This window comes from Sphingomonas elodea ATCC 31461 (genome assembly GCF_000226955.1).
Lineage (GTDB): Bacteria > Pseudomonadota > Alphaproteobacteria > Sphingomonadales > Sphingomonadaceae > Sphingomonas > Sphingomonas elodea.
Window position 1 is genome coordinate 124,625 of record NZ_AGFU01000034.1, and the last position, 26,911, is coordinate 151,535.

Sequence of the window (26,911 nt, forward strand, 5' to 3'; positions counted from 1 at the left end):
GCTGATCTTCACCTTACAGTCAGCGTAGCACTCTTCAGCGTCGCCGAATCCGGGCCGGACGAGATCGTGAACGTCCCCGGCTCCACGACATGGCGCATCTGGCTGTTCCACAGCGCCAGATCGTCCGGCGTCAGTTCGAAGCGCACCGTCTTCTTCTCGCCCGGCTTGAGCGTCACCCGCTCGAAGCGCTTGAGCTCGATCACCGGCCGGGTGACCGATGCCTCGTCGTCATGGACGAAGAGCTGGACGACCTCGTCGCCGGCAACCTTGCCGGTGTTGGTCACGTCCACCTCGACGCTAGCCTTGTCGGCAATGCCGATCGTCGGCGTGCCCAGGCGCGGAGCCGAGATGTCGAACGTCGTGTAGCTCAGACCATAGCCGAAGGGGTAGAGCGGGCTGGTGTCGCCGAACAGATAGCCGCGCCGCGCGCTCGGCTTCTTGTTGTAGTAGATCGGCAGCTGGCCGACACTCCGGGCCACTGACACCGGCAGCTTGCCGCCCGGATTGTACCGGCCGAACACCACGTCGGCGATCGCGTTGCCGGTCTGCTCGCCGAGATACCAGCCTTCGATCAGCGCCGGCGCCTTTTCCGCAAGATAGTTCACCGCATAGGGGCGGCCGTTGAGCAGGATCACCACGACCGGCTTGCCCAGCGCGATCAGTTCCTTCGCCAGCTGGTCCTGCGGCCCGGGCAGGTCGAGCGTCTCGCTGTCGCCGAGATGGTTGTCGGCCCAGGCCTCGCGGCTCACCGCCTCGTTGCCGCCGAGCACCAGCACGACGACATCGGCGTTCTTGGCTGTCTCCAGCGCCTGGGCGCGGAGCTGGTCGTTCACCGAAGCCGGCACCTGCGCCACCGCATCCTTTGACCATTCGCGGTGGTTGGTGATGCGGATGCCCTCGGCATAGTCGACCGCGAACTTGCCCTTGCCCTCGGCCTGCATGCCTTCGAGCACGCTGACGACATGGTTGGGCAGGTCCGAATAGCCGCCGATCGGCGTATCCTTGGCGTGGGTGCCGATCACCGCCATGCGCTTGATGCCCCTGGCGTCGAGCGGCAGCAGGCCTTGTGCGTTCTTCAGCAGCACGATCGATTCGCGCGCCGCCTGGCGGGAGAGGGCGATCGCTTCGGGCGTGTTGGTACGCGCGGCGGCCAGCTTCACCTCGGGATAGGGGTTCTCGAACAGCCCGCCCTCGAACTTCATCCGCAGTACGCGGCGCACGGCATTGTCGATCTCGCCCTGGCTGACCCGGCCTTGCTTCACCAGCTGGACGAGATGGGTGTACGCCTCGCCGTCCGGCGTTTCGACGTCGACGCCCGCGTCGAGCGCGCGCTGGGCGGCGTCCTTGGGGTCCTTGAACAGGTGGTGGCGGGTGATCAGCTCGCGGATCGCGAAATAGTCGCTGACCACGGCGCCCTGAAAGCCCCATTCGCCGCGCAGCACGTCGGTGAGCAGCCATTTGTTGGCATGGCTGGGGATGCCGTCGATCTCGTTATAGCTCGCCATCACCGACATCACCGGCAGCGTCTTCACCGCCGCTTCGAACGGCGGGAAGAAATCCTCGCGCAGCGTCCGCTCGCCGAGCGAGGCGGGGCCGACATTGGTGCCGTTCTCGGGCTGGCCATGGCCGGTCATGTGCTTGAGGGTGATGAACACCTTGTCGGACTTGAGCGGCATCGTGGTGCCCTGGAAGCCGCGGATCGCCGCCAGGCCCATCTGGGTGACGAGATACGGGTCCTCGCCGTACGTCTCCTCGATGCGGCCCCAGCGCGGATCGCGCGCCACGTCGACCACAGGGGCGAGGACGAGGTTGGCGCCGCGGGCGCGCGCTTCCTTCGCGGCCATCGAGAAGATGTTCTCGACGAGCTTGGGATCGAAGCTGCTCGCCAGCGCGATCGACTGCGGGAAGCTGGTGGCACCCGGCGCGACAAGGCCGTGCAGCGCTTCCTCGTGCATCAGCATCGGGATGCCGAGCCGCGTCTTCTCCACCGCCCATTTCTGCGCGGCATAGACGTAGCGCGCCGTTTCCTCGGGGCTGCGGTTGACGTCGCCGGCATTGGCGCCCGCCGCCGTCGTCTGAGCGGCGGCGACGCCGCGGCGGTCATAGGGGCGGGAGATCATGCCCAGGCCGTTGGGGAAGCTGGCGCTGGCCTTGACGGGATCGAACTCGCCCTTGGCATCCTGCACCAGGCCCTTGTTGAGCCACAGCGCCTGCAGCTGCTGGACCTTTTCCTCCAGCGTCATCCGCGCGAGCAGATCGTCGACGCGCGCATCGACGGGTTGGGTCGCGTCCTTGTAGAGCGGCTTGTCGGCGCGGGCGGTCTGCGCTGCGGCAGGCTGGGCCGCGACGAAGGGCGTCAGAGCGCTCGCGGCGATGGCGAGCGCGGCGGCGCGGCGAAAATGACGCATGTTCCTCTCCCTGAAGGCCGGCGATGATTCTGCTATCGCCTCTTGCCATGATGGTAGCGTTATCATCTATAGTTGCGCGCAACGACGCCGGTCAACGGTGTGCGCTTCGGTTCGCCAACGATTGCAAAGATGGTAGCGCGAACTTATGCGTTCCTGCAGGAGGGGGGATGAGCAAACCTAGCCGGCGCAGCCGGGGCAGCATCACCGTACAGGACGTGGCACGCGAAGCGGGGGTTTCCGCCATGACCGTGTCACGCGTCGTCAACGGCGGCACCAACGTGCGCGAGGCGACTCGGGAAGCCGTGCTCGCCGCGATCGCCAAGCTCAACTATTCGCCCAACAGTGCTGCGCGCAGTCTCGCCGCTGGTGAAGCGACCCAAATCGGGTTGCTGTATTCGAACCCCTCGGCGGCCTATCTCTCGCAATTCCTGATCGGCGCGCTGGCCGCTGCGCGGCGGGCCGGCTGCCATCTGGTGCTCGAGGCCTGCGAGGGCGAGCGCGCCGAGGAACAGGCCGAGGCGACCCGCGGCTTCGTGCAGACGCATGTGCAGGGCGTGATCCTGCCGCCGCCGCTTTCCGAATCGGGGCCGGTGCGCGCCGAGTTGGAAGCGGCGGGCATTCCCTGGGTGTCCGTAGCGATGGGGCTGCCGCCGGAAGGCAGCCTGAACGTGCGCATCGACGATTTCGCGGCTGCGTCGGCGATGACCCGCCATCTGCTCGACATGGGGCACCGGCATATCGGCTTCATTCGCGGCAACCCCAACCAGACATCCAGTGCCGAGCGGTATCGGGGCTTCTGCGCGGCGATCGAGGAAGCGGGGCTGGACCTTGCCGCCATGCCGGTGGAGCAAGGGTATTTCACGTTCCGTTCCGGCATTGTCGCGAGCGAGGCGATGCTCGATCTGCCCAAGCCGCCCACCGCAATCTTCGCCAGCAACGACGACATGGCCGCCGCAGCCGTCGGCGTTGCGCATCGTCGGGGCCTGCACGTGCCCCAGGACCTGAGCGTGGTCGGCTTCGACGATACGGCGCTTGCCACGACGATGTGGCCGGAGCTCACCACCGTCCGCCAGCCCATCGCGGCGATGGCGGAGGCGGCGCTGACCATGCTGCTCGAGGAACTGCGTGCCGACGTCCGCACGGAGCACGCCGAACAAGTGCTTGCGCACCAGCTGATCGTGCGCGAATCCTGCGCGCCGCCGCCCGCGGCGTAAGGGGATCGCACGACAACGTTGGCAGAAAATTGCGAATCCGCATCTGCCGACTTGCTTTTCTCGGTTGCACGGGCCAGCGTTACCGCTAACAAATCGCGCCGACAGTTCGGGGCGTCAGGAGAGGGATTGGATGAACCAGACAGCGGAGCGGGCCAATATCGGCCTGATCGGCGCCATCGTGGCGGTCGCCACGATCGGCGGATTGCTTTTCGGATATGACAGCGGCGCGGTGAACGGCACCCAGCCGGGCCTGCAGGCGGCGTTCGCGCTCGACGAGGCCGGGCTCGGCTTCACCGTCGGTTCGCTGCTGATCGGCTGCTTCATCGGCGCCTTCTTCGCCGGCACGCTGGCAGACGCGATCGGCCGCCGCAACGTGATGCGGCTCGCCGCCTTCATCTTCCTCGTCGGCGCGCTGGCGCAGGGCTTCGCGCACCTCCACGGCGTGTTCGTGGTCGCCCGGATCGCCGGCGGCATCGCGGTGGGCGCCGCCTCGGTGCTGTCGCCTGCCTATATCTCCGAAGTCGCGCCCGCGAACATTCGCGGCCGGATGACGACGGTGCAGCAGATCATGATCATCTCCGGCCTCACCGCCGCGTTCGTGGTCAACTATTATCTCGCGGCTGCCGCCGGCGCCTCGACCAACGCCTTCTGGGCCGGGCTCGAAGCGTGGCGCTGGATGTACCTGATGCAGGCGATCCCCGCTGCGGTATTCCTGGTCGCGCTGTTCTTCATTCCGGAAAGCCCGCGCTTCCTGGTCGCCAAGGGCCGCATCGAGGAAGCGACCAAGGTGCTGACCGACCTGTTCGGCCCGCAGACTGCGCGCACCAAGCTGGAGGAAATCCGCGCGAGCTTCAGCGCCGACCACCGCCCGAGCTTCCGCGACCTGATCGACCCGCGCACCGGCGGCATCCGCTCGATCCTGTGGGCGGGCCTGGTGATCGCGGTGTTCCAGCAGCTCGTCGGCATCAACGTGATCTTCTACTATGGCTCGACGCTGTGGCAGCTCGCCGGTTTCACCGAGGCGGACTCGCTGCTGATCAACATCGTCTCGGGCGCGGTTTCGATCGCCGCCTGCCTCGTCACCATCGGCCTGGTCGACAAGATCGGCCGCAAGCCGCTGCTGCTGATCGGTTCCGCGGGCATGGCGGTCACGCTGTTCGTGCTGGTCTATGCCTTCGGCCACGGCTCGCTCGACGCCGCCGGCAAGCTGGTCCTCTCGCCGGACCTCGGCAAGACCGCGGTGATCGCCGCCAACCTGTATGTGATCTTCTTCAACGTCAGCTGGGGCCCGGTGATGTGGGTGATGCTCGGCGAGATGTTCCCGAACCAGATCCGCGGCTCGGCGCTGGCCGTGTGCGGCTTCGCCCAGTGGTTCGCCAACTATCTGATCGCGCAGAGCTTCCCGGTGATGGCATCGAAGCTCGGCCTTGCCGCCAGCTACACCTTCTATGCCGTCTGCGCGGCGGTCAGCTTCTTCCTCGTCCTGAAGTTCATCAAGGAAACCAAGGGCAAGGAACTCGAGGCGATGGAGGGCTAAGTTCAAGATCCTCCCCGGAACGGGGAGGGGGACCATCGCCGAAGGCGATGGTGGAGGGGGATCGCCCCAAAGGATGTCGCTTGTGGCTGGCCCCCTCCACCAGCCTGCGGCTGGTCCCCCTCCCCGTACCGGGGAGGATTGTGAGGTATCAATGACCCGCACGCCTGCCCGTCCGTTCCGATCGCGCGAATGGTTCGCCGCCCCCGGCCGCGCCGACATGGCCGCGCTCTATCTCGAGCGCTTCATGAACTACGGCATCACGCCAGCGGAGTTGACCTCGGGCAAGCCGATCATCGGCATCGCCCAGTCGGGCAGCGACATCGCGCCGTGTAACCGCATCCATCTGGAGACGGTGAAGCGCGCCCGCGAAGGCATCCTGGCAGCCGGCGGCATCCCGATGGAATTCCCGCTCCACCCGATCTTCGAGAATTGCCGGCGCCCGACTGCCGCGCTCGACCGCAACCTCGCCTATCTCGGCCTGGTCGAAATCCTCAACGGCTATCCGATCGACGCGGTGATCCTCACCACCGGCTGCGACAAGACCACGCCCTCGTCGCTGATGGCCGCCTCCACGGTCGACATCCCGGCGATCGTCCTGTCGGGCGGGCCGATGCTCGACGGCTGGCACGAAGGCGAACTGGTCGGCTCCGGCACGGTGATCTGGCGCTCGCGCCGCAAGATGGCGGCGGGCGAGATCGACGAGGCCGAGTTCCTGCGCCGCGCGATGGAAAGCGCGCCGTCCTCGGGGCATTGCAACACCATGGGCACCGCCTCGACGATGAACAGCCTGGCCGAGGGGCTGGGCATGAGCCTGCCCGGCTGCGCGATGATCCCGGCGCCGTACCGCGAGCGCGGCCAGATCGCCTACGAGACCGGCAAGCGCATCGTCGAGATGGCGTACGAGGACCTCCGCCCGTCGAAGATCCTGACCAGGCAGAGCTTCCTCAATGCGATCAAGCTGCTCACCGCGATCGGCGGCTCGACCAACGCCCAGCCGCACCTCAACGCGATGGCCGCGCATGCCGGCATCACCATCACCCCCGAGGACTGGCAGACCGGCTATGACCTGCCGCTGATCGTCAACATGCAGCCGGCGGGGCAATATCTCTCCGAGCGCTTCCACCGCGCCGGCGGCATTCCGGCGGTGCTCAAGCTGCTGGTCGATGCCGGCATCCTCGACGGCAGCGTCGCCACCTGCACCGGCCGCACCATGGCGGAGAATGTTGCCGAGGCGCGGGTGCTCGATCCCGAGGTGATCTTGCCCCTCGACAAGCCGCTGATGGAGAAGGCCGGGTTCCTGGTGCTCACCGGCAACCTGTTCGACATGGCGATCATGAAGACCAGCGTGATCTCCGATGCGTTCCGTGCGCGCTATCTCTCGACGCCGGGGCAGGAGGGCGTGTTCGAGGTGCGCGCGGTGGTGTTCGACGGGTCGGACGATTATCACCACCGGATCAACGATCCGGCGCTCGCCATCGATGACAATTGCATCCTGGTGATCCGCGGTGCGGGCGTGCTGGGCTGGCCCGGCTCGGCCGAGGTGGTCAACATGCAGCCGCCCGATGCGCTGCTCCAGAAGGGCATCCAGAGCCTGCCGACGCTGGGCGACGGCCGCCAGTCGGGCACGTCGGACAGTCCCTCGATCCTTAACGCCTCGCCCGAAAGCGCGGCGGGCGGCGGGCTTTCGTGGCTGCGCACCGGCGACATGATCCGCATAGATCTCAACCAGGGCCGCGTCGATGCGCTGGTCGAGGCGGACGAGATCGCCCGCCGCAAGGGCGAGCCCGCCCCGCCGATCCCGCCGAGCAACACGCCCTGGGAAGAGCTGTACCGCGAGAAATCGGGCCAACTCCACGAGGGCGGCGTGCTCGAGTTCGCGACCAAGTATCGCGGGACTGGCCTCAAGGTGCCGCGTCACAACCATTGACCGGGAAGGGGTGGGGACAGCGTTCCCGCCCCTTCTTCTTTCGGGGCCGATTCCCCACCTCCGGCCCATTCCGGATATGGCAAGTGTCACTCGTCAGTGATAGTTAACCATCGCCAACAATAGGGGATGGGCAGCGTGAGCGAAGGGGCACCGGCGAAACGTCCGCGCAATGCGGCCAATACGCGCGGCGTGATATTGGAAGCGGCCAAGCGGCTGCTGGCCGAACAGGGCTTTGCCCGCTGGGGCGTCAATGCGATCGCGCGCGCCTCGGGTTACGACAAGCAACTGATCTACCGGTATTTCGGCGGGATGGACGGCCTTGCCGAAGCGATCGCAGCCGACGTCTCCGCCTGGATGGAAACCGCGCTGGTGCGGCCCGACAATGTGCCGCCGCCGGCCAGCTACGCCGAGATGATGGCGCGGGTGGCGGTAGCGCTGCTCGATGCGCTGCGCAGCGATCCGCTGGCCCAGAAGATCCTCGCCTGGGAGCTTTCCGCACCCTCCATGCTCGCCAGCGCCTTTACCGAGGCTCGGGGCAAGGCGCTGAGCGCCTGGATCGCGCGGGAGCGTGGTACGCTGCAGCGCCCGGCGGGCATCGACGCGCCGATGCTGAATGCGCTGCTGATCGCCTCGATCCAGCAGCTGGTGCTCTCCGGCGCGACCAGCGGGCGGTTCCTCGGGCTCGACCTGTCCGAAGAAGCGGGGTGGGAGCGGGTGCGCGGCGGTATCGCCGGGCTGACCAGGGCGATGTACCAGTAGGGAAGATCCTCCCCCAGCTTAGCCGGGGGAGGGATTTGGGCTCAGGCCCCGATGCGGATCATCGCGGTCGGCTGACCGGCCACCGTCACGCGGAAGCGGAACAGGTCGCCCGAACTCGGCCGTGCGGCCTTGTCTTCGGCCGAAAGGTGCTTGTTCGCGGTGGTGGCGAAGACCGTCTTCAGGTCCGGGCCGCCGAACGCGATCTTGGTGATCGCATCGACGGGGAAGGGCACCGTCTCGACCAGCTCGCCCGCAGGCGAGTAGCGACGCACCTCCGAGCCGACGTACAGGCTCACCCACACATAGCCCTCGCTGTCGACGCACGGGCCGTCCGGGAAGCCTTCGCCCTCGGCGATGCGCACGAACTCGCGGCGGTTCACCAGCGCGCCGTCCGGATCGATGTCGCAGGCATAGACCACCGCGCCGAGCGTATCGACATGGTAGAGCGTCTTGCCGTCGGGCGAGACCGCCGGGCCGTTGGTGATCGATACCTTGGGGCTGGAGGGCACGCAGCTGCCGTCCGCTGCCAGGCGATAGATGGTGCCGGTGGCCGCGCTCTCGCCGTCGTCCATCGTGCCGAACCACAGGCGGCCTTCCGAATCGACGGTGCCGTCGTTCAGCCGGTTGCCGGGCAGTTCGGGTTCGGGATCGACCAGGGGCACGAAGCTGCCGTCCGTCGGATCGAACCTGGCGAGCCCGGTCTGCAGCCCCGCGACGAAGCCGCCGCTCGCCGCCGGCAGCGCGAAGCCCACCTGCGCCGGCGCGTCCCAGCTCGCCTTGTCGCCGGTGGCGGGATCATAGCGGTGGATCTTGTGGCTCTTGATGTCGACGAACCAAAGCGCGGCATCGCGCTCCACCCATACCGGGCCTTCGAGAAGCGGGGCGCTGAGCCCCCACACGCTCTCCGGCGCCGAAACCACCACCTTGTCGGTCATCTTATCTCCAGCCTGCATCCACGAAGAATTCGTGGCTCGTTATCAGCCGGGCATCGTCGGATGCAAGGAACAGCGCCAGCGCGGCGATGTCGTCCGGCACCAGGCGGCCGGGCAGGCACTGCGCCTTGACGATCTCGGCCTCGCCCTCGGGCGTGTACCACTTCATCTGGCGCGGCGTCTTGACGTTGCCGGGGACGATGCAGACCGAGCGGATGCCGTCCGGGCCCAGCTCGCGCGCCAGGCTGCGGGTCAGGCCCTCGATCGCCGCCTTGGCGGTCTGGTAGAGCGTCAGCTCCTCCAGGGCGAGGTGCCACGAGATCGAGCCGAGGTTGATGATCACGCCGGCGCGCTTGGCCTTCATCGCCGGAATCACCGCCTGCGCCAGGAAGAACTGGTGGCGCAGGTTCACGTTGAGGCGGTTGTCCCAATATTCCGGGGTCACCTGCTCGATCGTGTGGCGATCGTCATTGGCGGCGTTGTTCAGCAGCACGTCGAAGCCGCCCTCGGCCTCGATCAGCGCCTGCACCTGCGCCTGCGCGGCGGGAATGTCGGTGAGATCGACACGATAGAAGCGCGGCGCGATCGCCGCGTCGGTCAGGCTGGCGACCAGCGCCTGCGAATCCGCCTCGGCGATGTCGAAGAAGGTCACGTCCGCGCCCTGGCGGACGAAGCCTTCGACCAACCCGGCGCCGATGCCCGAACCACCGCCGGTTATCAGGACCCGCTTGCCCTTCAGGCTCGGATAGACGGCGCGCTGGGCGGCCGGAATCGGCCCCTGCTGGAGATCGGCTTGCGACATGGACACCTTAGGAATGCGAGAGAAGGCCGCGGGCGGCGAGATTGCGCATCAGATCGCGGATGCCGAACGTCCAGGGCGCGGCGGCCTTGGACGTGGTGACGCGGTTGACGAGCGTGCCGAGCTTCGGCGTGGAAATGCGGACAATATCGCCGGGCTTGTGAGTGAAGCCGCGGCCGGGATGGTCGCGATCCTGCACCGGCGCGAACAGCGTGCCGAGGAACAGCGCGAAGCCGTCCGGATACTGGTGCTCGCTCAGCGTCTGGCGCACGAGCTCGGTCGGATCTCGGCTGATCTCGCTCATCTTGTTGGTGCCCGAGAGGCGATAGCCCTCCGGCCCGTCGATGGTGAGGTCGACCACCGCGCTACGCACGTCGTCCATCGTGAAGCCGTCATCGAACAGGCGGATGAACGGGCCGATCGCGGTAGAGGCATTGTTGTCCTTCGCCTTGCCCAGCAGCAGCGCGCTGCGGCCCTCGAAGTCGCGCAGGTTGACGTCGTTGCCGAGCGTCGCGCCCTTGATCGCACCATTCCGGTCGACCACCAGCACCACTTCCGGCTCCGGATTGTTCCAGTCGCTGTCCGAGCGGATGCCGATCTCGGCGCCCCAGCCCATCGCCGACAGAACCGGCGCCTTGGTGAACACCTCCGCGTCCGGCCCGATCGCCACTTCGAGATATTGCGACCACATGCCCGCCTCGATCAGCGCGGCCTTGAGCGCCGCGGCCTCGGCGGTACCGGGGACGACCGAGCGGATGCCCGAACCCACCTTGGCTTCGAGGTCGCCGCGAATCTCGGCGGCCTTGGCGGAATCGCCGCGGGCGCGTTCCTCGATCACGCGCTCCAGCGCCGAGACGGCGAAGGTGACGCCGGCGGCCTTCACGCACTGCAGGTCGACCGGAGCCAGCACCTGCGGCGCCGACTCGGTGCCGAGCGCGTCGACGCTGCACAGCACCGTGCCGCTCAGCGTCGCGATGTCGTCGCGTTCCAGCAGGTCGGCGACGGTCGGCGCGATCGCCGAAACGTCGATCACCTGGCCATCGCGGAGGAGAACGGGGCTCGGGCCCGCCGGGGTCTGCACACGGCCGACCAGAATCGCCTGCGCATGATCGGCAGGCAGCATGTCACGAAGCGCTTCCAAGGGACCTCTCACCAAAACCGGTTTCAAATTGTGATAGCGCTACCATTGCCGCTCCCGCGAAGCAAATGTCAAGCGCGGGAGATAGGCGCCTTTTCGGGCGGTTCAAATGTGGGAAATTATTTCGGCGACGATGGCTTCCGGCGCCCGCATCGCGCCGGCTTCGCTGGCATGGACGATGCGCCACGGGCCCAGCAGGTCCGCTGCCACGATCGCCTCGTAATTTCCGCGGACTCGCTGCTGGAGGGCGATATCCGCCTCATATTCGTCGAAGCTGCGGGTCGTGTAGCTGCGCTGCGCCTTTTGCAGGATCAACTCGCGGGCGAGGTCCCACGGCGTGTCGAGATAGATCGACAGGCGCGGGCGGGGCAGGGCGAACTGCCCGGTTTCCAGCGCGAGGATCCAGTCCATCAGCGCCCGGCCTTCCTCGCCGCCCAGTTTTGCGCCTTGGTAGGCCATGTTCGAGGCGATGTAGCGATCGAGCACCACCACGTCGTGGGTCGCCTGCGCCTCCAGCAGCGCATCGCGCCATTCGAAGCGATCGAGCGCATAGAGCACGGCGGCGGCATGCGGGGTGACGGGGACGGGGAGTTCGCCCGCGAGCATCTTGCCGATGGTGACGCCGGCGACCGTCTCGCCATAGCGCGGGAAGCCGAGTACGGTGGCAGTGCGCCCGGAGGCCTGCAGCGCCGCGCACAGCCCCTTGGCGGCGGTGTTCTTGCCGACGCCGTCGGCGCCCTCGATCGCGATCAGTTGACCCATTCGGGTGCCATAGCAGGGTGAGGCGAATTGTCACGATGAGGGGAAGGCCCCAGTGGAGACACCCCGCCGTCATGCCCGTGGGCCGCTCCTCCTTGCAGGGGAGGAGCGCCCATCAATGATAGGATGCCGCCTCGATCGGCGTGCACAGGAGCGCGCAAGGGCCTTCGCCGTCCAGTGGCAGGATGGTGGTGAGCGTCGCGAGGCCGCCGGCATGGTCGAGCAGCCAGCCCGGCTCGGCGACGGCGGGACGGTTGGGGGAAAAGGCGACGCCGGTGCCGTCGGTGATCACGCCCAGGCGGCGCGGCGGGCTGGGCCAGCGACCGGCGAGATAGGTGAGACAGGCGCTGGCCGCATCCTGCAGCGCGCCTTCATCGGTATCCTCGTCGCAAAAGCCTTCGGGGGATGCGTCGATCTCGGCGATCAGGCGGAAATCGTCGCCGCGCCACCAGATCATCCGCAGCGACCCGTCGCTCTCCTGCTGCAGACCCAGAAAAAGCCGACCGCCGGCCGGGAGCAGCGGCTGCGCACAGCGCACCATTTCCTCGGCCAGTTCGGTCAGCTTGTAATTGGGCCGCGGCATCATCTGGGGTGCGCCTCGGCCGTTGGTCTGGGAATCTCGGGGCATCGATCGTTCCGCGAAAGGGTTATCCCCCCATTATAGAACGGTTGTGCCCCGAGCGGGCATCAGTGCAGTGCGGCGCTGCTCGGAACTTGCGCGGCGGCGATCGCCACGGTCTCGATGGTCTCGCGGTTCGCGTCGGCGGCGACGACGGCCTCGATGCTCGCCGGCTCGATCGCGACGACGCTGGAGAGCAGGTTGTGCGGCTGGCTGGCGTCCGGCAGGATCGGCGTGACGCTGCGCGCCGGGGCCGGCTGGCGGCGCTTGGTCGGGGCCGGCGCGCCATATTCGGCCATCACCGAGAAGCGCGGATCGGCGGCGGCGATCTCGGCGATCACCTTGGCGGCGCGCTTGGTGATCTGGCGGACGCGCTCCTTGGTCACGCCGGTCTCGAGCGAAAGGTCGTCGAGCGTGGCGGTCTGGAACACGCGGCGGGCAACGATCTCGCGGTCCCGCTCCAGCTTGGCTTCCAGCTTCTCCAGCTCGGCCGGATCGATGCCGTGGGTGGCGGTGCGCAGACGCGGGCCTTCGCGGCGCAGCGCTGCCTCCTCCCGCTTCGGGCGCGGGCGGCGGCGGAGCTGCTCGATGCCCACCTTGCGGAGATGGTCGACATAGGCCTCGATCAGCGAGGAGATCGCGCCATCGGCGAGATACTCCGATGCGGCGCTCTCGGTGCGCTCCAGCGCATCCTCGTCCTCGATCATCGCCTCGGGCGACATCTCGTCGCCATCGGCCGAGCTGACCATCGCGCTGAGCGAAACGGTGGTGGCCTCGACCTTCTTGGCCGACGGGCGCTGGTCGGTCATCAGGCGGAAGCGCAGGCTCTGCAGCTCGCCGCGGATCTGCCAGTTCACGAAGGTGGTGAACTGCGCCTTTTCCGGCTCATAGGCCTGGATGGCGCGGTGCACGGCGATCGCGCAGCACTGCTCGGCATCGTCCCAATGGGCGGTCAGGCCGTACTGGCGGATGAAGTGGCGGATGCGGGGAGCGATGAGCTTCAGAATGCGGGCGAAGGCCCGATCGACTTCGGCGCGCTGGCGGGCAGTCTGCTTGCTGTCCTTGGGCGAATTCTCGATGACGGTTTGGACGGCGGCCTCGAGAGCGATCGTGATCTTCGACATTCCTATTCCCCTGGTTCAGCGCCGGTCCGATCGTTCCGGCGCCGTCGACAGGGGCAGATTTCGCCTGAAACCTTTAAAGGAGTGCTAATCGGGCCCTTAGGTAGTTTTCCGCAAAAGGGCCCCCGGTCTTTATAGCAGGAGCGATTCGCATGGCGAGCCAAGTGCCTGAAAAAATGATGGTTAATCGCCGTTCAACATCGCTGCTAACGGTCGCCGAAATGCCGGAAATGACGGATTTACGAGGAAAATTTTTCCGGCTGGATGTGTCGGTCGATATATTCCAGTAACCATTGCCGGTGCGCGCGGGTGGCATCGCCGGCGCTGGCGATGCGCTGTTCCGCCGCCGATCCGCCGACCTGGGCGGCCAGCAGATGCCGGGCCCGCCCGGCTTCGATCCCGCCGGCGAGAAATTTTCTCGCATCGCCCAGGCCCAGATGGTGGCCGAGATAGGCCGCCTTGGCCAAAGTCTCCGAATCGGCCCGCACATTCAGGCCAGACGATTCGAGTTTTTGCAGATTGTTGCGGGCCATATCTGCCACGGTGAGAATCGATGCCTGCGGATCGTAGCGCAGCGCCAGCAGTTCGCTGCGGCGGCTGGGGTCGATCTTGCCGTTTTCCTTCAGCCAGCCGCGCGCCTTGGCGACTTCGTTGAGCCAGGTGCCGCCCTGTTCGGCAAGCGTCTGCCAGGTGCCGCTGAGGAACTGCCCGAGCCCCGCGGCACTCGATCGCGGATTGCGCGACAGGGGGTTCCAGCTGCCGTCCTGCCCCTTGCCCGCTTCGGCGTTGACGATCGCGGCGAGCGCGGAGGCCGGCACGCCGCTGCGCGCCTCCGCGGCGGCGAGGGCGTCGGCGTAGCGGCTGTTGGCGCCCAGCGCGAGCCCGGCGGAGGCGGCGGCGCCGGTCGCGCCCGTCGCGGGGGCGGAGGCCATGGCGGCGGGGCGTTCGGCGATGGTGCGGGCGCGCTCCGGCGTCATCGGCCCCGTGGGGGCCGCGGCGATATCGTCGGGATCGTCATGGCAGGAACAGCTGCACTGGCAGGCGCAGCGCCCCTTGGTTGAGCGCGGTGCCTTGGTGCCGAGCAGTTCGAGCAGCGAATCCATCTGCATGTCCGAACCCGGCCCCAGCGGCGAGCGGCTCTTGTTCGCGCCGTCCCGGTCGCTGTCACCGATCGCGGCGCGCCACAGCCGGTTGGAAAGCTCGGACTGCGCCTGCGCGTAGATCACATTGGCGCGCTGGGCCGGCGTCAGCGCGGCGAGGTCGGTACGGTGGATCATGCTGCCTTCACCGGCATCCGCTTGCGTTCCCGCAGGAACCGCGCCGCGGCAATGTCATCAATCGCCGCCTGCTCGGCGGCCTCGGCTTCGCGCTCGGCCTCGGTGCGGAATCGCTCGGCGGCGCTTTCGATCGCGCGAAACGTCCCATAGGCTTCGCGCGCTTGCTCCCGCAGCGCCACCAGCCGGGCGCGTTCCGCCTCGGTTTCGGCGCCGAGCCGCGTCTGGGCGTGCTTGGCGGTGGCCAGCCACGCGTCGGAGGCGAAGGGCAGGGCGTGGGCGAGCATCCGCTCCTCGCGCATCCGATCGGTCAGCTCGCGCGCCTGCTGCTCCAGCGCGGCGATGCGTTCGATCGAGGCGCCGATCGCGACCTTCAGGTCGTCGACGGTACGCTGCTGCATGCGCAGGGCGGTATCGAACGGCGTCCTCACGCGGCGAGACCCACGTCATGGCCGGGATCGCCGGTGGCCGCGCCGGAAAGGATCGCCGCCAGTTCGGCGAACGCCGCCTCGGCATGGCCCTGGTCGTTCTTGCCCTGGTTGAGCAGCGCCTCGATGCGCGGCGCCAGTGCCACGGCGCGATCGACCTCGGGCGAGGAACCCGCCTTGTATGCGCCCAGCCGCACCATCTCTTCCATGTCGGCATAGGTGGACAGCAGCTTGCGCGCGGCGAGGCGGACGTCGTTCTGCTCGGCTTCCAGGCAATGGGGCAGGGTCCGCGAGACCGATTTGAGCACGTCGATCGCCGGATAGCGGCCGCGCTCGGCGATCGCGCGGCGCATCACCACATGGCCGTCTAGGATGCCGCGCACCGCGTCCGCCACCGGCTCGTTATGGTCGTCGCCGTCGACGAGCACGGTGAACAGGCCGGTGATCATGCCCTGGCCGGGGGCGCCCGGGCCGGCGCGCTCCAGCAAACGCGGCAGCTCGGCGAACACGGTGGGGGTATAGCCCTTGGTCGCCGGCGGCTCGCCCGAGGCGAGGCCGATCTCGCGCTGCGCCATCGCGAAGCGGGTGACCGAGTCCATCAGGCACAGCACGTTCAGCCCCTGGTCGCGGAAATGTTCGGCAACGGCGAGGGTGGTCCAGGCGGCCTGCCGGCGCATCAGCGCCGGCTCGTCCGAGGTGGCGACGACGACGACCGATCGGGCCATGCCTTCGGGCCCCAGATCGTCCTCGATGAATTCCTGCACTTCGCGGCCGCGTTCGCCGATCAGGCCGATCACCGCGACGTCGCACTGCGTCCAGCGCGCGAGCATCGAGAGGAGGACCGACTTGCCGACGCCCGATCCGGCGAACAGGCCGAGCCGCTGGCCGCGGCACAAGGGCACGAAGGTATCGAGGCAGCGTACCCCGGTCTCGATCCGCTCGGCCACGCGCGAGCGGCCGGCGGCGGCGGGGGGCGAGGCCTTGATCGGTTGCGGATCGGCGCCGTTGACCAGCGGGCCGAGGCCGTCGACCGGGCGCCCCAGGCCGTTGATCATGCGGCCAAGCCACGCCTTGGAGGGGCGGACGGTGAACTGGCCGGCGCCCAGCTCGGCGATCGCGCCCAGGCCCACGCCTTGGGGATCGACGAAGGGCAGGCACAAGGCGACGCCGCGGTCGAGCGCGGTGACTTCGGCTTCCACCTTGCCGCCGGGGGACTGGATCTCGACGCGGCTGCCGATCTGGGCGACGCCGGCCAGGCCCTCCACTTCGATGAGCGCGCCGCGCACCGCCACCACGCGACCGAAGCGACGGTCGGGGACCATCTCTCGGATCGCACGGGCGGCACTGGCGAGCGTCTGCATCGCGGCGGCGTCCTTCAGGCGGCCTGGGTGGCGCTCTGGTCGGCGGCTGCGGCGTCTTCCAGTGCGATCACGTCGCGGGCGACGGCGAGCGCCTTGTAGTACTCGCCCTGCGCCAGATCGTTGGCGAAGCGGATGCACAGCTCGCTTGCCTGCGGCGTGCCGAGGCTGGTGATCAGCAGGCTGATTAGCTGGACCACGGCATCGTGGTGCGCGTCGCGGCCGGCCGGATCGATATAGGCGAGCATGGTCGCGAAATAGAGCTGGCGGGCAGGGCTGGTCGCCTCCTCGGGCCGCATCACTTCGCGGCCGCGCAGGATCGATACCTTATTCTCGACGGCTATCTGCGTGCGACCGACCGCGCGCAGCACCGCGCCGTTGACGATCGCCTTTTCACCGTCGCGGAGCGTGATGCGAAGCATGGAACTGGCCTTTCGATAAGCGTTCCTAAACTTATAGTCGCGTTTGCGGCCGGCGACGCGAACACCCGGCAAAATTTGCCGCCTCCCGCGTCGCAACAGGCAAATTCGCCCTATCGATTTGGGTGCCGCGTTTCCCCCTCTACAATGAAGACGTCGCCGGCGTGGGGATCGCGCGGGCATCTCGAGGAGTTTTGAACTTGAGCCTCTATTCCGCTCTTTACGCTGGCGTTTCCGGGCTGAGCGCGCAGTCGAGTGCCATGGCCACGGTTGCCGACAACATCACGAACATCAACACCGTCGCCTATAAGGGCGTCGAGGCCCAGTTCCGCACGCTCGTGACCGATGGGCGCACGGCGTCGAGCTATTCGGCTGGTGGTGTCGCGGCGACCCCCATCACGCAGGTCACCAAGCAGGGCCTGCCCCAGGCAACCGGCAGCAGCACCGACCTCGCGATCAACGGCGACGGCTTCTTCATCACACGCACCGGGACCTCGGGCAACGACCCCGTCGCCTATACCCGCGCGGGCTCGTTCAAGCCGGACGAGCAGGGCTTCATGCGCAACTCGTCGGGCATGTACCTCTATGGCTGGCGCCTCGACGCGACCGGCAGCTATACCAACACGGGCAGCCTGGACACGCTGTCGCCGGTGCGGCTGAGCGATCTCGTCGGCACCGCCGCGCCCAGCACCAAGCTGGAGGCGCGCATCAACCTGCAGTCCGATGCGACCACCTATGCGGGCGCCTACACCGCCGGGGACATGGCCTCCGGCACGGTGACGCCGACCTTCACGCGCCCCTTCACGGTGTATGACTCGCAGGGCGGCAGCCATCAGCTCAACATGTCGTTCCTGAAGACCGGCGCGAACAGCTGGAAGATGGAAACCTATATGGTGCCGGCAAGCGACACCACCGCACCCGGCGGCCTGCTGACCAGCGGCACGGTGGCGTTCAACGGCGACGGCAGCCTGAACCGGACCGGCTCGACCGCCGCGCTCTTCAACCCGCTCAACATCACCTACACCAACGGTGCGACCTCGGTGCCGATCAACCTGCAATTGGGTGACAATGGCGGTATCAATGGTCTCACCTCCTTCGGCCAGCCCTCCTCGATGATCCGCGGCGGTGCCGATGGCGGCATCCTCGGCAACATCGCGGCGACGGACATCTCGCCGGACGGCGTGGTGAGCGCGATCTTCGACGACGGCTCGACCCGCAAGGTCTTCCAGCTGCCCGTCGCCACCTTCCCGAACCCGAACGGCCTGACCCGCATCTCCGGCAACGCCTATACCGGCAACCGCTCGTCGGGCACGATGACGATGAACGCGCCGGGCCAGCTGGGTGCGGGCAAGCTCCTGTCGAACACGCTGGAGGCATCGACCGTCGACCTGGCGGGCGAGTTCACCAACATGATCCGTTTCCAGCGCGCCTACAGCGCCTCGTCGAAGATCATCACGACCGTCGACGACATGCTGCGCGAAGTCAGCGATCTGAAGCGCTGAAGACGAAGACGGAGGCCGGGGGACGCTGGACATGGCACTGAACGATATCCTTGGAACCGCAGTTTCGGGCCTGGCGGCAGCCCAGGCCGGCTTGCGCGCGGTATCGAACAACATCGCCAATGTCGGCGTCACCGGCTATGCCCGCGAACGGGTCGCGCTTTCGACCTCGGTCATCAACGGTCAGGTGAGCGGCGTGAACGTGGGCGAGCCCGAGCGCATCGCCGATCGCTTCCTGGAGGCGACCGTCTATCGGCGCGCGGGCGACTATGGCCGGGCCGACGTGACGTCGAGCTATCTCGGCCGGTTGCAGTCGCTGCTCGGCGAGCCCGGGGCCTCTTCCGGCCTGCCGGCGCGGCTGAACGCGATCACCGCATCGGCCACGGCGATGACGGGATCGCAATCCTCGGCGCAGACCAAGGCGGTGTTCACCGGCAATGTCGCCGATGCGCTCGCCTCGATGCAGCAGACCACCCGCGACGTGGACGGCCTGCGCGCCGACGTGGAATCCGAAGTCGGCTATTCGATCGACAAGATCAACACGTTGCTCCAGCGCATCAACGACCTCAACGGCACGGTTGCGCAGGCGACCGGGCAGGGCCGAAGCTCCAGCGGTGCCGCCGATCAGCGCATGAACGCGATCGAGGAACTGAGCGGCCTGCTCTCCGTCAACGTCCGCGACCAGCCCGACGGGCGCGTGTTCATCGAGACGACCTCCGGCCAGATGCTGCTCGACACGCGCCTGCGCCAGGTCGACTACCCGAACAAGGGCAACGGCACCGGCAGCTCGCAGACCACCTATCCCGACATCAGCATCCGCTTCGCCAGCAAGGACGGCGCGATGGGCGCGCTGACCGGCGAGAAGCTGGACTCGGCCGCGATCGGCGGCAAGCTGGGCGGCCTGCTGGACCTGCGCGACCGTGCGCTGCCCGCCTTTTCCGAACAGCTCGGCACCGTGTTCAGCGGTCTTGCCGAGGCGTTGAACGCGGTCTCCAACGAAGGGACCTCGGTCCCGCCGCCCGCCAGCCTCACCGGCCGCCAGACCGGGCTGACCGCGACCGATCGGCTGGGGTTCACCGGCAAGGCCACCTTCGCGGTCACCCAGGCGGACGGCACGCTGGTCGCCAAGACCGAAGTGGATTTCGATGCACTCGGCCCGGCGGCTACCGTCGCCGACCTGGTGAGCGCCATCAACACCGGGCTGGGCAGCGCCGCGACCGCCAGCTTCACCAACGGCGTGCTGCGCTTCGCCGCGGCCGCCGGCGGGAACGGCGTGGCGATCGCGCAGTCGACCAGCACCCCAAGCCAGCGGGCCGGGGTGGGCGTGTCCCAATATTTCGGCATGAACGACGTGATCCGGAGCGACAGCAGCAGCCTGGTGCCGACCGGCTTCAACGCCGCCGATCCGCACGGTTTCACCACCGGCCAGAGCGCGCAGATCGTGCTGCGCGACGCATCGGGCCTGGCGCTCACCAGCTACACGCTGCAGCCGACGACCGGCGGCACGATGGGCGATCTCGTCACCACGCTGAACAGCAGCCCGCTGGGCCATTTCGGCAGCTTCTCGCTGGATTCGCGCGGACGGATGCGCTTCGAGCCGGTGAGCGGGATGTCCGGCGCGGTGCTCTCCGTCGCCGCCGATTCCACCGATCGCGCCGGCAGCGGCCGGACCTTTTCGTCGCTTTCCGGCCTGAGCGGCCTCAACAGCGGCCTGGATGTCGCCGAGGTCCGCAACGACATCGCCGCCAATCCCTCGCAGCTGCCGCTGGCCCGGCTGGACACCACCGCCGCCGTCGGCACCAAGGCACTGGGCTCCGGGGACACCCGCGGTGCGACGGCGTTCGTGAACAAGCTGGCCGGCACGCTGGATCTCGGCAAGGACGGCGTGACGACCGTGGGGCGCTTCTCGACGCAGCTGCTCGGCCGCGCGGGACTGGAGGCGAGCCAGGCGCAGAGCCGGCTCGAGGATGCCGACGCCCGCAAATCCGATGCGGTCAACCGCCGCGACAGCTATTCGGGCGTCAACATCGACGAGGAACTCTCGCAGATGGTCGTCCTCCAGAACAGCTATTCGGCCGCTGCGCGCGTGATGACCACCGCGTCGCAGATGTACGATACCCTTCTCCAGATGGTCCGTTAAGGGAGCCGACCTGATGTCTCGTGTTGCTACCATCCCGCTCCAGCGCACCATGGCGAGCGCGATCTCGACCGCGCAGGAAAAGCTGGCCGTGACCCAGAAGCGGCTGTCTACCGGCAAGAAGGCGTCCGACTTCGCTTCGCTGGGCACGGAAGCCGTGCGCAACCTTTCCGCGCACAGCCTCCTCGAGCAGCAGAAGGCGCAATCGGCCGTGGCCAAGCGGGTAGGCACCACCATGTCGCTGTACCAGGGGCATATCGAGGGCATCCAGGCGACCGCGACGAGCCTGCGCCAGCAGATCATGACTGCGATCGGCACCGGCCAGAGCTCCGGTCTGCAGGAAGCGATCGAAAGCTCGTTCGCGCAGGTCCGCGCATCGCTCAACGCCAGCGAAGGCGGCACGCCGCTGTTCGCCGGTTCGCAGACGGACCAGACGCCGTTTTCGGTCAACAGCCTGGCCGATGCCGCGACGACGCCGGTCTCCCAGGCGTTCCATGACGACAATGTGCTGTCGAGCGCGCGCGTAGGCGACGGTGTCGACGTGACCTACGGCGTCAATGCCAGTTCGATCGGCACCGGGCTGTACGAGGCGTTCCGCACGCTCGCCCAGGCCGGCACGATCGGCTCGACGATCACCGATGCGCAGAGGACCGCGCTCAGGGAGGCGATCTCCAAGCTGAACGGCGGGCTCGATCAGGTGAGCGCCGTCAATGCCGACAACGGCCGCAAGCAGAACCAGGTCGACGAGCTGAGCAAGCGCGGCGAGGATCGTTCGCTGCTGCTGCAGAAGGTGATCGAGGACAATGAGGACGCCGATCTGGGCCAGGTCGCCGTCGACCTCGCCCAGCAGAAGACCGTGCTCGAGGCGAGCTATTCGGTGTTTTCGCAGCTGAGCAGCCTGAGTCTCGTCAAATATCTCTGAGCGCCACCGCGCGTTCGAATACCGCCGCCAGCATCGGCTCGGTCAACCGGCCTGTATTCTGGTTGTAGCGCGACACATGATAGCTATCGAGCACCACCTGTCCCTTGGGCAGGCGGTGCTCGGCGCCGTGGGCGAAACGGGCTTTGGGCAGCTTGCCGCCGAGCGCCTTCACCGCCGACTGGTGGGCGATTTCTCCCAATGCGACGACAATCGGTGCGCGCAGCTCGCCAGCCAGGAACGGTCGGCAGGCGTGGATTTCGGCCGGCGTCGGCTTGTTCTCCGGCGGCAGGCAGCGCACCGCGTTGAGGATCACCACCCCGCGCGGCACCCCGGCTTCGGCAAGGCCCAGCTTTTCCAGCACCGCGAACAGGAGCGTGCCCGAATCGTCGCCGGTAAAGGCCAGCCCGGTGCGGTTCGCTCCCAGCCGCCCGGGCGCGAGCCCGACGATCGCGATCGGCGCCTCCGGATCGCCATAGGCCGGCACCGGCGCGTTCCACCAGTCCGGTTGTTCGGCGCGCAACAGGCTGCGCAAGCCGACGAGACGGGGGCAGAGCGGGCAATCGCGATCGGGTTCTGGGCTTGGCGCGGACATGGCGCTGGGATAGGCGCGGGAGCGTGCCGGTCACAAGCTACATCCTCGCCCTGGGCTCGAACCGCCGCGGTCGCCATGGCAGCCCGTGCTGCGAAGTGCAGGCGGCCCTGGCCGCGATCGGCGGCGTGCGCGCGACGTCGCGTATCCACGAAACCGCCCCGCTGGGCCCCTCGATCCGGCGCTTCGCCAACGCGGTCGCCTGGATCGACAGCGACGAGACGCCCGATGCGCTGCTCCGGCGGCTGAAGCGAATCGAGCGTGCCTTCGGCCGCCGGCGCGGCCAGCGCTGGGGCGCGCGGGTGATCGATCTCGACATCGTGCTCTGGTCGGGCGGCTGCTGGCGGGGGCCGGACCTGATCGTGCCCCATCTCCACTATCGCACCCGCCGGTTCGTGCTCGCGCCGCTGGCCGAGATTGCGGCCGGCTGGCGCGATCCGGTGACCGGTCGCAGGACACGTATGTTGTTGCACGCGGTTGACCGAAGGCGCCCCTGCGCCTAGGTGCCGGCCTGTGGGTCCGTAGCTCAGTCGGTAGAGCAAGCGACTTTTAATCGAGAGGTCCCGGGTTCGAATCCCGGCGGACCCACCACCGCCTCTCGCCAGGCCAGTCCGTGAGGACGGCGCCGGGATCTTCCTGAAAATGCTTGGTTTGGCCGTGCGACTATGCACCGCATCGCAGCATGATTTTTCTTGATACTATATAACATCCCCGATACATGTTCGCGCCATTCTCCCTTAATGAAAGCGGAAATCTGATGTCGCGTCGCGTGCTCCTTGCCTCCTGCTCGCTCGTTCTGCTGCCCCTGTCGGCATGGGCCGATCCGCAGCCGGCCGCGCCGGCGCCGAACGAGACCGAAGCGGCGAAGCGCGAAGCCGAGGCAGACGCGCAGGCGCAGGCCCAGGCCCAGGCCCAGGCTTCGGCACAGCAAGGCGCGAACATCATCGTCTCGGCGCCCTATCGGCAGAGCGAGACCGATGTGCTTTCCGGTACGTCGGTCGTCACCGGCGAGGAGCTGACCCGCAACCTGCGCCCGACGATCGGCGAGACGCTGGCCCGCCAGCCCGGCGTGTCGGCGAGCTCGTTCGGCCCGAGCGCCTCGCGCCCGATCCTGCGCGGTTTCCAGGGCGAGCGCGTGCGAATCCTGACCGAGGGCATCGGCTCGATCGACGTGTCCAACACCTCGGCGGATCATGCGGTGATCATCGATCCGCTGCTCGCCGAGCGCGTCGAGGTGCTGCGCGGCCCGTCGGCGCTGCTGTTCGGGTCCTCGGCAATGGGCGGCGTGGTCAACGTGATCGACAGCCGCATCCCGCGCAGCGTGCCGGAGAAGGGCTATCGCTTCAGCTCCATCGGCACCTATGGCTCCGCGGCGAACGAGCGTTCGGTGGGCGGGGCCGGCGACGTGGCGGTGGGCAGTCATCTGGTGCTGCATGCGGACGGTTCGTACTCGAAGTCGGACGATCTCAAGATCGGTGGCTATGCGCTGACCCCGGCGAAACGGCGTCAGGCGCTGGCCAGCGCGATGCTGCCGGCAGATCCGGACGCGGAGGAGCCGATCGACTTCGCTGCCAACGCCGCGGTGAAGAACCGGCTGCCCAACACCGCCGCCGAGACCTGGACGGCCGGGGCGGGGGCGTCGATCATCACCGAAACCGGCATGCTGGGCCTTGCCTACAGCCACTATGACAGCCTCTATGGCGTGCCGATCCGCTTCGCGACCGAGCAGGGCTCGGGCCAGGAAGCGCCGCGACTGAGCGTGGTGCAGAACCGGCTGGACCTGCGCGCCGAAGCGGAAACGGGCGGTGGGTTCCTCCAGAAGGTGCGGCTGCGCGCGGGCTATGCCGCCTATCGCCACTTCGAGCTGGAGCCGGATGGCGGCGTCGGCACGGCCTTCTACAACAAGGGGCTGGAGGGACGTCTCGAGCTGGTGCAGGCCGATCGGGGCGCCTGGCGGGGGGCGAGCGGCGTCCAGTATCTCGCCCGCGACTTCGACGTGCAGGGCGACGAGGCTTTCCTGCCGAAGAACAAGACCGAGCAGGTGGGCCTGTTTACCCTGCAGCAGGTGGACCTCGGCGCGTTGAAGGCCGAGGCGGGGTTGCGGTACGAATTTACCGATCTGTCCTCCGATCCGGTGCAGGGCGACACGCGCTTTTTCGGAGGCAAGCGCCATTTCGAGGCGCTTTCGGGATCGGTCGGCGCGTCCTATGGCGTTAGCCGCGACGTGCGGATCGGACTCAACCTTTCGCACACCGAGCGTGCGCCGTCCGCCGAGGAACTGTTCGCCAACGGCGCGCATGCGGGAACCGAGGCCTATGAGCTGGGCAGCCCCGACTTCCGGCTGGAGAAGAGCTGGGGCCTGGAAGCGACGGTCCATGCGCATGGCGACGGCTACAGCTTCGATGCCTCGGCCTATTACAACTGGTTCTCCAACTATATCAGCGACGCGCAGACCGACCAGGCTGTGTGCGCCGCCGCCGCCGCGCCGAGCGGACGGACCGTGGACCTTCCCTGCTTCCAGTTCACCCAGCGCGATGCACGCTATTACGGGTTCGAGGCGGAGGGATCGGTGCGGCTGGCGCAGATCGGCCAGTACACGGTCAACCTCGATGCGCTGGGCGACTATGTGCGCGCCAACATCGTCGACCAGGGGCCTGCGCCGCGCATCCCCGCGCCGCGCGTGCTGGGCGGCATCGAGGCGCAGTCGGACCGGCTGACCGGACGGCTGGAGGCCGAGCATGTCTTCGTGCAGAACCGCATCGCCGGCTTCGAGACGCGCACCGCGCCCTACACCATGGTCAATGCGACGCTGAGCCTGAAGCCCTTCCCGACGATGCCGGGCACCACGCTCACCTTGTCGGCGAACAACCTGTTCGACGTCGATGCACGCCGCGCGGCCAGCTATCTGAAGGATTATGCGCCGCTCGCAGGGCGGGACCTGCGCGCGACGCTGCGCTTCAGCCTGTAGGCGTCGTCACGTCCAGCAGGTCGCCGATCACGCCGGTGGGGCTGGCGGCAGGGATTGCCGCCATCGCCTTGCTGACGCGGGCCGGATCGATCGACTGGGCCGGCTGGGTGAGCAGGTCGAAGGCCTGCGCACTCGGCAGCGGCTTGAACGCGGCGGCGTAGCGGGCGCGCAGTGCCTGCAGCTTGGCCTCCTGGTTCAGCATGGCGAGCGCCACCGCCTGGCGCAGCACGATCGCCTGGTTCGGCGCGGTCAGTGCACCGGGCGCGGGCAGGGTGGCTTCGTTCTCGGTGACGAACGAGCCCCAGTTGCGGGTGCGCCAGTGGATCTCGCTGCGGACGCCGGCGCCGCCGGGAACGCCGTCCAGCGCCGCCATTGCCGCCGCCTCGCGGCCCAGCTTGTAGAGCGCCACCGCCTCGATCCGCTTGCGATCGAAGCGCATCGCGTCCGAATAGTTCGCCTGTTCGGTGGCGTGGAGCGTGTCGAGCGCCTTCACCGGATCGCCGGAGAGGATGAACAGCGTCGCCACCTTCACCGACAGCGGGCCCTGCGCCACGTCCTGGCGGCGCTGCATCAGCTGATATTGCAGCAGTTCGGCGGCGCGGGGATAGAGCCCGGCTTCCTCCAGCCGTGCGGCCAGCCGCAACGCGAGCACGTCGCCTTCGGCACCGGCGGGGGCCAGTTCCTTGTAATCCCAATAGAGTCCTGCCGCCTCGGGCAGCGGCGTGCCGCTGTCGGGTGCCAGCATCTCGGCCAGCCAACCCTGGATCTGCTTGAGCATCACCGCGGAATCGCCGTCCGGGCGGAAGTATCGGAACAGCGTGGCGGCGCTGCGGAGCGCTGCGCGATGATCATTCTCGGCCTGGGCCAGTTGGTATTCGAGCCGGAGCGCGCCCTGCTCGACCAGCCCCCCGCGCCAGCCATAGCGTAGCGCCTCCAGCTGCTTGATCCCTTCCTTGGGATCGATGCGGTGGAGCTTCAGCTCGCCCTCGATGCGGGCGAGCTTCGCTTCCGCCTGCACGTCGGGGGTGCCGCTGAGCTCGGCGCGGGAAAGGCGGAACAGCCCCTCGGCCGGATCGCCGGACGCCAGCAGCGCCTTGCCGCGCAGCAGGTTCGCCTGCGCGTCCTGTTCGCCGAACAGCTTGAGCCAGGCAAGCGCGGGCGCGCCCTGGCCGATGGCGATGGCACCGCGGGCGGCGGCGAGGGTGAAGGGCTTGCGCTCCTGCGGGCTGCGCCCGTTGATCGCGGGCACCGCGCAGTTGATCTGGCGAGCGGCCGCGGCCGCGTCACCGGTGCCGGCGAGCGCACGGACACGCCATGCACAGGCCTCGGCATTATGCTCCAGTTCGGGGAGCGACAACGCCTGCACCGCATCCTTGTAATGGCCGATCATTACCATCGCCGCCCCGGTGGCGAGCTGGAAGGGCGCGGCGAGCGCCAGATCCTCATCGTCCGACACCATGGTCTCGAGCACGCTCAGCGCCTCGGCACCCATGCCGCGGTGGATCAGCGAGCCGGCATAGTTCCAGCGGGCGAGCTGGCGCGTCTCCGGCTTGGCGCGAACGATCGCGTCCCAGGCCTGTTCCTCGGTGAGCGACGGCCAGGCACTGCTGTCGGTGATCGTCGGCATCTGCGCGAGCACGGCGGCGAAGGGCGGAAGCTCGACGCGGCCGGGAAGGCCGGCATCCGGGGATTCTGCATGAACCTCCGCGCCATGTTCGGCCGGGGCCGCGTCGTGCGCGGCGGGGGCGTGCTCCGGGTCGCTCGGCGGTGCGGCGGCGGTGCTGGCGAGCAGCGCCAGGATCAGCAATCGACGCATCAATGGGCTCCGGCAAGAAGGTAGGTAACGGCGCCGCCGCCGATCACGCACGCGATCACGAAGACGAGCGCAGGCACCACCGGCAGCCCGGCGGGCGCCGCGGCTGCCGGTGGGCCCGGCTTGGCTTGCTGCTCGGCGCTGGTGTCGACGGCGTTGCCGCGGCTGGCGTTCGCGTCGGCGACGACGCGCATCCGGGCGGGACGTTGATCGTGGCTCATTTGGATTCCGTTAAGTGCTTACCCTTTATTTATAGGACGTGCGTGGCTGCATCGGCGGCCCGAACCATGC

The 26,911-nt window shown here is 68.0% G+C and carries 23 protein-coding genes and 1 tRNA gene; 10 read left to right on the forward strand and 14 right to left on the reverse strand.

Annotated features, from left to right (window positions below; all coding sequences use genetic code 11):
• Positions 1 to 8: 8 nt before the first annotated feature.
• A complete protein-coding gene (locus KK7_RS0111080) occupies positions 9 to 2,408 on the reverse strand; it encodes a glycoside hydrolase family 3 N-terminal domain-containing protein (protein ID WP_010544720.1) in 2,400 nt (799 codons plus the stop codon).
• A gap of 167 nt (positions 2,409 to 2,575) precedes the next feature.
• Here KK7_RS0111080 and KK7_RS0111085 point away from each other — a divergent pair, with 167 nt between their 5' ends.
• From KK7_RS0111085 to KK7_RS0111100, 4 genes are all read left to right on the forward strand, one after another.
• Entirely contained in the window at positions 2,576 to 3,622 is a 1,047-nt protein-coding gene (locus KK7_RS0111085) for a LacI family DNA-binding transcriptional regulator (protein ID WP_010544721.1), read from the forward strand.
• Between the two features lie 130 nt (positions 3,623 to 3,752).
• On the forward strand, positions 3,753 to 5,159 hold the full coding sequence (locus tag KK7_RS0111090; RefSeq protein WP_010544722.1) for a sugar porter family MFS transporter: 1,407 nt from the start codon (positions 3,753 to 3,755) through the stop codon (positions 5,157 to 5,159).
• A gap of 151 nt (positions 5,160 to 5,310) precedes the next feature.
• Positions 5,311 to 7,086: an IlvD/Edd family dehydratase gene (locus tag KK7_RS0111095; protein WP_010544723.1), complete on the forward strand. Its 1,776-nt coding sequence runs from the start codon at positions 5,311 to 5,313 to the stop codon at positions 7,084 to 7,086.
• A 126-nt stretch (positions 7,087 to 7,212) separates the two neighbouring features.
• Positions 7,213 to 7,845, forward strand: coding sequence for a TetR/AcrR family transcriptional regulator (locus KK7_RS0111100; RefSeq protein ID WP_010544724.1), 633 nt, complete (start codon positions 7,213 to 7,215; stop codon positions 7,843 to 7,845).
• A 41-nt stretch (positions 7,846 to 7,886) separates the two neighbouring features.
• On the opposite strand, the gene KK7_RS0111105 is transcribed toward KK7_RS0111100, so the two are convergent.
• From KK7_RS0111105 to KK7_RS0111150, 10 genes are all read right to left on the reverse strand, one after another.
• Positions 7,887 to 8,780: an SMP-30/gluconolactonase/LRE family protein gene (locus tag KK7_RS0111105; protein ID WP_010544725.1), complete on the reverse strand. Its 894-nt coding sequence runs from the start codon at positions 8,778 to 8,780 to the stop codon at positions 7,887 to 7,889.
• A gap of 1 nt (position 8,781) precedes the next feature.
• Positions 8,782 to 9,579: a D-xylose 1-dehydrogenase gene (gene xylB, locus KK7_RS0111110; protein WP_010544726.1), complete on the reverse strand. Its 798-nt coding sequence runs from the start codon at positions 9,577 to 9,579 to the stop codon at positions 8,782 to 8,784.
• Positions 9,580 to 9,586: 7 nt separating this feature from the next.
• A complete protein-coding gene (locus tag KK7_RS0111115) occupies positions 9,587 to 10,699 on the reverse strand; it encodes a fumarylacetoacetate hydrolase family protein (protein ID WP_010544727.1) in 1,113 nt (370 codons plus the stop codon).
• A gap of 120 nt (positions 10,700 to 10,819) precedes the next feature.
• Positions 10,820 to 11,476 (reverse strand): dTMP kinase, encoded by a 657-nt coding sequence (locus KK7_RS0111120; protein ID WP_010544728.1) that lies wholly within the window; start codon positions 11,474 to 11,476, stop codon positions 10,820 to 10,822.
• 112 nt (positions 11,477 to 11,588) lie between these two features.
• Positions 11,589 to 12,059: a hypothetical protein gene (locus KK7_RS0111125; protein ID WP_010544729.1), complete on the reverse strand. Its 471-nt coding sequence runs from the start codon at positions 12,057 to 12,059 to the stop codon at positions 11,589 to 11,591.
• A gap of 101 nt (positions 12,060 to 12,160) precedes the next feature.
• Entirely contained in the window at positions 12,161 to 13,216 is a 1,056-nt protein-coding gene (locus tag KK7_RS0111130; protein ID WP_010544730.1) for a sigma factor-like helix-turn-helix DNA-binding protein, read from the reverse strand.
• Between the two features lie 236 nt (positions 13,217 to 13,452).
• Positions 13,453 to 14,490: a peptidoglycan-binding protein gene (locus KK7_RS22905; RefSeq protein WP_010544731.1), complete on the reverse strand. Its 1,038-nt coding sequence runs from the start codon at positions 14,488 to 14,490 to the stop codon at positions 13,453 to 13,455.
• The gene (locus KK7_RS0111140; RefSeq protein WP_237709189.1) at positions 14,487 to 14,888 is read right to left on the reverse strand and encodes a hypothetical protein; all 402 of its coding nucleotides are present in this window, start codon (positions 14,886 to 14,888) and stop codon (positions 14,487 to 14,489) included. The genes KK7_RS22905 and KK7_RS0111140 overlap by 4 nt, the downstream gene beginning before the upstream one ends.
• A 26-nt stretch (positions 14,889 to 14,914) precedes the next feature.
• Complete coding sequence (gene fliI / locus KK7_RS0111145; protein ID WP_010544733.1) at positions 14,915 to 16,276, reverse strand: flagellar protein export ATPase FliI; 1,362 nt, start codon at positions 16,274 to 16,276, stop codon at positions 14,915 to 14,917.
• A gap of 14 nt (positions 16,277 to 16,290) precedes the next feature.
• Positions 16,291 to 16,695: a flagellar biosynthesis repressor FlbT gene (locus tag KK7_RS0111150; protein WP_010544734.1), complete on the reverse strand. Its 405-nt coding sequence runs from the start codon at positions 16,693 to 16,695 to the stop codon at positions 16,291 to 16,293.
• 197 nt (positions 16,696 to 16,892) lie between these two features.
• On the opposite strand from KK7_RS0111150, the gene KK7_RS0111155 reads away from it, so the two are divergent.
• From KK7_RS0111155 to KK7_RS0111165, 3 genes are read left to right on the forward strand one after another with little or no spacing between them, the layout of a single operon-like run.
• The gene (locus tag KK7_RS0111155) at positions 16,893 to 18,194 is read left to right on the forward strand and encodes a flagellar hook protein FlgE (protein ID WP_083836079.1); all 1,302 of its coding nucleotides are present in this window, start codon (positions 16,893 to 16,895) and stop codon (positions 18,192 to 18,194) included.
• A gap of 31 nt (positions 18,195 to 18,225) precedes the next feature.
• A complete protein-coding gene (gene flgK / locus KK7_RS0111160; protein ID WP_010544736.1) occupies positions 18,226 to 20,331 on the forward strand; it encodes a flagellar hook-associated protein FlgK in 2,106 nt (701 codons plus the stop codon).
• 13 nt (positions 20,332 to 20,344) lie between these two features.
• The gene (locus tag KK7_RS0111165; RefSeq protein WP_010544737.1) at positions 20,345 to 21,250 is read left to right on the forward strand and encodes a flagellin; all 906 of its coding nucleotides are present in this window, start codon (positions 20,345 to 20,347) and stop codon (positions 21,248 to 21,250) included.
• Here the strand turns inward: KK7_RS0111165 and KK7_RS0111170 are convergent.
• Positions 21,237 to 21,842, reverse strand: a complete 606-nt coding sequence (locus tag KK7_RS0111170) for a uracil-DNA glycosylase (RefSeq protein WP_029623187.1) — start codon at positions 21,840 to 21,842, stop codon at positions 21,237 to 21,239. The genes KK7_RS0111165 and KK7_RS0111170 overlap by 14 nt on opposite strands.
• A 23-nt stretch (positions 21,843 to 21,865) precedes the next feature.
• On the opposite strand from KK7_RS0111170, the gene folK reads away from it, so the two are divergent.
• From folK to KK7_RS0111185, 3 genes are all read left to right on the forward strand, one after another.
• On the forward strand, positions 21,866 to 22,342 hold the full coding sequence (folK, locus tag KK7_RS0111175; protein ID WP_010544739.1) for a 2-amino-4-hydroxy-6-hydroxymethyldihydropteridine diphosphokinase: 477 nt from the start codon (positions 21,866 to 21,868) through the stop codon (positions 22,340 to 22,342).
• A 12-nt stretch (positions 22,343 to 22,354) separates the two neighbouring features.
• Positions 22,355 to 22,430, forward strand: a tRNA-Lys gene (locus KK7_RS0111180).
• Between the two features lie 166 nt (positions 22,431 to 22,596).
• Positions 22,597 to 24,807 carry a TonB-dependent receptor gene (locus KK7_RS0111185; RefSeq protein ID WP_010544740.1) on the forward strand — a complete coding sequence of 737 codons (2,211 nt, stop codon included), beginning with the start codon at positions 22,597 to 22,599 and terminating at the stop codon, positions 24,805 to 24,807.
• Here the strand turns inward: KK7_RS0111185 and KK7_RS22910 are convergent.
• Both KK7_RS22910 and KK7_RS0111195 read right to left on the reverse strand, forming a co-directional pair.
• Positions 24,797 to 26,623 carry a hypothetical protein gene (locus KK7_RS22910; protein ID WP_010544741.1) on the reverse strand — a complete coding sequence of 609 codons (1,827 nt, stop codon included), beginning with the start codon at positions 26,621 to 26,623 and terminating at the stop codon, positions 24,797 to 24,799. The genes KK7_RS0111185 and KK7_RS22910 overlap by 11 nt on opposite strands.
• Positions 26,623 to 26,841 (reverse strand): hypothetical protein, encoded by a 219-nt coding sequence (locus KK7_RS0111195; RefSeq protein WP_237709190.1) that lies wholly within the window; start codon positions 26,839 to 26,841, stop codon positions 26,623 to 26,625. Before KK7_RS0111195 ends, KK7_RS22910 begins: the two co-directional genes overlap by 1 nt.
• Positions 26,842 to 26,911: the final 70 nt, after the last annotated feature.

Excerpts from the sequence above, each read along its gene's own strand:
- KK7_RS0111080 (WP_010544720.1), bottom strand. The coding sequence starts at position 2,408 with ATGCGTCATTTTCGCCGCGCCGCCGCGCTCGCCATCGCCGCGAGCGCT.
- KK7_RS0111085 (WP_010544721.1), top strand. The coding sequence starts at position 2,576 with ATGAGCAAACCTAGCCGGCGCAGCCGGGGCAGCATCACCGTACAGGAC.
- KK7_RS0111090 (WP_010544722.1), top strand. The coding sequence starts at position 3,753 with ATGAACCAGACAGCGGAGCGGGCCAATATCGGCCTGATCGGCGCCATC.
- KK7_RS0111095 (WP_010544723.1), top strand. The coding sequence starts at position 5,311 with ATGACCCGCACGCCTGCCCGTCCGTTCCGATCGCGCGAATGGTTCGCC.
- KK7_RS0111100 (WP_010544724.1), top strand. The coding sequence starts at position 7,213 with ATGGGCAGCGTGAGCGAAGGGGCACCGGCGAAACGTCCGCGCAATGCG.
- KK7_RS0111105 (WP_010544725.1), bottom strand. The coding sequence starts at position 8,780 with ATGACCGACAAGGTGGTGGTTTCGGCGCCGGAGAGCGTGTGGGGGCTC.
- xylB (WP_010544726.1), bottom strand. The coding sequence starts at position 9,579 with ATGTCGCAAGCCGATCTCCAGCAGGGGCCGATTCCGGCCGCCCAGCGC.
- KK7_RS0111115 (WP_010544727.1), bottom strand. The coding sequence starts at position 10,699 with ATGCTGCCTGCCGATCATGCGCAGGCGATTCTGGTCGGCCGTGTGCAG.
- KK7_RS0111120 (WP_010544728.1), bottom strand. The coding sequence starts at position 11,476 with ATGGGTCAACTGATCGCGATCGAGGGCGCCGACGGCGTCGGCAAGAAC.
- KK7_RS0111125 (WP_010544729.1), bottom strand. The coding sequence starts at position 12,059 with ATGATGCCGCGGCCCAATTACAAGCTGACCGAACTGGCCGAGGAAATG.
- KK7_RS0111130 (WP_010544730.1), bottom strand. The coding sequence starts at position 13,216 with ATGTCGAAGATCACGATCGCTCTCGAGGCCGCCGTCCAAACCGTCATC.
- KK7_RS22905 (WP_010544731.1), bottom strand. The coding sequence starts at position 14,490 with ATGATCCACCGTACCGACCTCGCCGCGCTGACGCCGGCCCAGCGCGCC.
- KK7_RS0111140 (WP_237709189.1), bottom strand. The coding sequence starts at position 14,888 with ATGCAGCAGCGTACCGTCGACGACCTGAAGGTCGCGATCGGCGCCTCG.
- fliI (WP_010544733.1), bottom strand. The coding sequence starts at position 16,276 with ATGCAGACGCTCGCCAGTGCCGCCCGTGCGATCCGAGAGATGGTCCCC.
- KK7_RS0111150 (WP_010544734.1), bottom strand. The coding sequence starts at position 16,695 with ATGCTTCGCATCACGCTCCGCGACGGTGAAAAGGCGATCGTCAACGGC.
- flgK (WP_010544736.1), top strand. The coding sequence starts at position 18,226 with ATGGCACTGAACGATATCCTTGGAACCGCAGTTTCGGGCCTGGCGGCA.
- KK7_RS0111165 (WP_010544737.1), top strand. The coding sequence starts at position 20,345 with ATGTCTCGTGTTGCTACCATCCCGCTCCAGCGCACCATGGCGAGCGCG.
- KK7_RS0111170 (WP_029623187.1), bottom strand. The coding sequence starts at position 21,842 with ATGTCCGCGCCAAGCCCAGAACCCGATCGCGATTGCCCGCTCTGCCCC.
- KK7_RS0111185 (WP_010544740.1), top strand. The coding sequence starts at position 22,597 with ATGTCGCGTCGCGTGCTCCTTGCCTCCTGCTCGCTCGTTCTGCTGCCC.
- KK7_RS22910 (WP_010544741.1), bottom strand. The coding sequence starts at position 26,623 with ATGCGTCGATTGCTGATCCTGGCGCTGCTCGCCAGCACCGCCGCCGCA.
- KK7_RS0111195 (WP_237709190.1), bottom strand. The coding sequence starts at position 26,841 with ATGAGCCACGATCAACGTCCCGCCCGGATGCGCGTCGTCGCCGACGCG.